The organism is Polaromonas sp. P1_G4, assembly GCF_056405475.1.
Genome location: NZ_JBFUCA010000567.1, coordinates 1 through 2,578 on the forward strand (window position 1 = coordinate 1; position 2,578 = coordinate 2,578).

The following is a 2,578-nucleotide window of genomic DNA, read 5'->3' on the forward strand; positions in this document are numbered from 1 at the left end:
GCCTAAAACACCAGTGTCTTCACCCCGCCCGGCGCACCCAGCAAGCAGACATGCGCCTTCTGGTGGGCAAACACCCCCACCGTCACCACGCCCGGCCACTGGTTGACCTGCGACTCAAAACCCAGCGGATCGGCGATCTTCAGGCCGGTCACGTCCAGGATGTGCTGGCCGTTGTCGGTGACCAGCGGCTTGCCGTCCTTGAGCCGCAGGTTGGCTGTACCGCCCATGGCCGCAAACTGCCGCGCAATACGTCTGGCCGCCATCGGAATCACCTCAACGGGCAGCGGAAAGTTGCCCAGCACCTGCACCAGCTTGGACTCATCGGCAATGCAGACAAACTTGCGCGACTGGGCCGCCACGATCTTTTCGCGCGTCAATGCTGCGCCACCGCCCTTGACCATATAACCCGCGTTGTCGATTTCGTCCGCGCCGTCGATGTACACCGCCAGCTCGTCCACCTCCGTCGCGTCAAACACCTTGATGCCCAGCGCCTGCAGGCGTTCCGTCGAGGCAACCGAGCTCGACACGGCACCGGCAATGCGCCCCTTCATGGTGGCCAGCGCGTCAATGAATTTGTTGACAGTCGAGCCGGTGCCCACCCCCACAATGCTGCCTTCCTCGACATAGTGCAGGGCCGCCTGGCCAACCAGGGTTTTGAGTTCGTCTTGGGTCATGGCTTGGGTCATGGAAGTATTAAAGAGTGTTTGGGGCGGGCGGGCCGGGGCGAAACGGGTTTTGCGACAATCAGGCCTCATGCCCGGCCTGCCCGGGTGGTTCATCGCCTCATCGCCAACAGCCGAATTATCCAATGTCCCTGCTTCCCTACGCCCTGGCCCGCCCTTTTTTATTTGGGCTTGACCCCGAAACCGCCCACGAGCTGACCATGGCTTCGCTGGCGCGCACCCAGGGCACGCCGCTGTCGCTGGCCTACTGCGGCAACCGCGTGAGCGATCCCGTCGAGCTGGCCGGCCTGAAATTCGCCAACCGCGTGGGTCTGGCCGCCGGGCTCGATAAAAACGCCCGCTGCATCGACGGCCTGGCCGCCATGGGTTTCGGCTTTGTCGAAGTGGGCACCGTCACCCCTCTGGGCCAACCGGGCAACCCCAAGCCGCGCATGTTCCGCCTCACCGAAGCCAACGCGCTCATCAACCGCCTGGGCTTTAACAATGAAGGGCTGGCCGCTTTTCTGGCCAATGTGCAGCGATCCAGCGTGCGCAAGCAAGGCGCGCAAAACACCCTGCTGCTGGGCCTGAACATCGGCAAAAACGCTGCTACGCCGATTGAAAACGCCGTCGACGACTACCTGACCTGCCTGGACGGTGTCTACCCGCACGCCGACTACGTCACCGTCAACATCTCCAGCCCCAACACCAAAAACCTGCGCGCCCTGCAAAGCGACGAAGCCCTGGACGCCCTGCTCGGCCGCATCGCCGAACGCCGCGAGACCCTGGCCAAACAGCACGGCAAGCGCGTGCCGATTTTTGTGAAGATCGCGCCCGACCTCGATGATGCCCAGGTCGATGTGATTGCCGCCACGCTCAAGCGCCACGCCATGGACGGCGTCGTCGCCACCAACACTACGCTGAGCCGCGACGCCGTGAAAGGCATGCGCCATGCCGAAGAAGCCGGCGGCCTGAGCGGCGCGCCGGTGCTGGAAGCCAGCAACCGCGTCATCGGCCAGCTGCGCGCGGCACTCGGCAAAGGCTTTCCCATCATCGGCGTGGGCGGCATCATGAGCGGTGCGGACGCCGTCTCCAAGATCAAGGCTGGCGCCGATGTCGTGCAGATCTACACCGGCCTCATCTACAAAGGCCCCGAACTGGTCACCGACGCCGCGACTGCGATCAAAAACAGCCGCTAGACCAATAGGGACTTGCGCAAGCAGCTATTGAATTAATAGCAACGAATCCGTAAGGTACGGCATTGGCTTACGGAGCTTTTTTGCGCGGCACCGCTGCCGCTCGCGGCCTGGCCACTTTGGCCACCTTCTTCTTCACCGCGCCCACAGCTTTACGCGCCACCCCCAGCTCCACCCACACCGGCGCATGGTCGCTGGCATGTTCCTGCCCGCGCACCCAACTGTCTACCCCGGCGGCCTTCAGGCGCGGCGCCAGTTCTGCATTCAACAGGATATGGTCGATGCGCAAGCCCGCGTTGCGCTGCCAGTGCTGGCGGAAATAATCCCAGAAGGTGTAGATGCGCTCTTGCGGGTGCAAATGCCGCAGGCTGTCTACCCACCCTTGCCCCAACAGCTTTTCATAGGCCGCCCGGCTTTCGGGCTGCAACAAGGCGTCCTTGCGCCAGGACTTGGGGTTGTAGATATCAAAGTCGGTCGGCACCACGTTGAAGTCACCGGCCAGCGCAACCGGGTGGCCCGAACCGCAGAGCGCCAGCGCATGCCGGTGCAGGCGCTCAAACCAGGCCAGCTTGTAGTCAAACTTGGGGCCTGGCTGCGGGTTGCCGTTGGGCAGGTACAGGCAGGCCACAATGATTCCGTCTACTGCGGCCTCCAGGTAGCGGCTTTGGTCATCTGACGCATCGCCGGGCAGCTCACGCCGTATTTCAACCGGCGCCTCAC

The 2,578-nt window shown here is 63.4% G+C and carries 3 protein-coding genes; 1 reads left to right on the top strand and 2 read right to left on the bottom strand.

Features of this window, described 5'->3' with window-relative positions; genetic code table 11:
• Positions 1-2 precede the first annotated feature (2 nt).
• Entirely contained in the window at positions 3-674 is a 672-nt protein-coding gene (gene rpiA / locus AC1D1X_RS20565) for a ribose-5-phosphate isomerase RpiA (protein WP_477671220.1), read from the bottom strand.
• A gap of 134 nt (positions 675-808) precedes the next feature.
• On the opposite strand from rpiA, the gene AC1D1X_RS20570 reads away from it, so the two are divergent.
• Entirely contained in the window at positions 809-1,861 is a 1,053-nt protein-coding gene (locus tag AC1D1X_RS20570) for a quinone-dependent dihydroorotate dehydrogenase (RefSeq protein ID WP_477670953.1), read from the top strand.
• Between the two features lie 67 nt (positions 1,862-1,928).
• Here AC1D1X_RS20570 and AC1D1X_RS20575 read toward each other — a convergent pair.
• On the bottom strand, positions 1,929-2,578 hold a 650-nt coding region (locus tag AC1D1X_RS20575), incomplete at its 5' end, for an exodeoxyribonuclease III (RefSeq protein ID WP_477699037.1).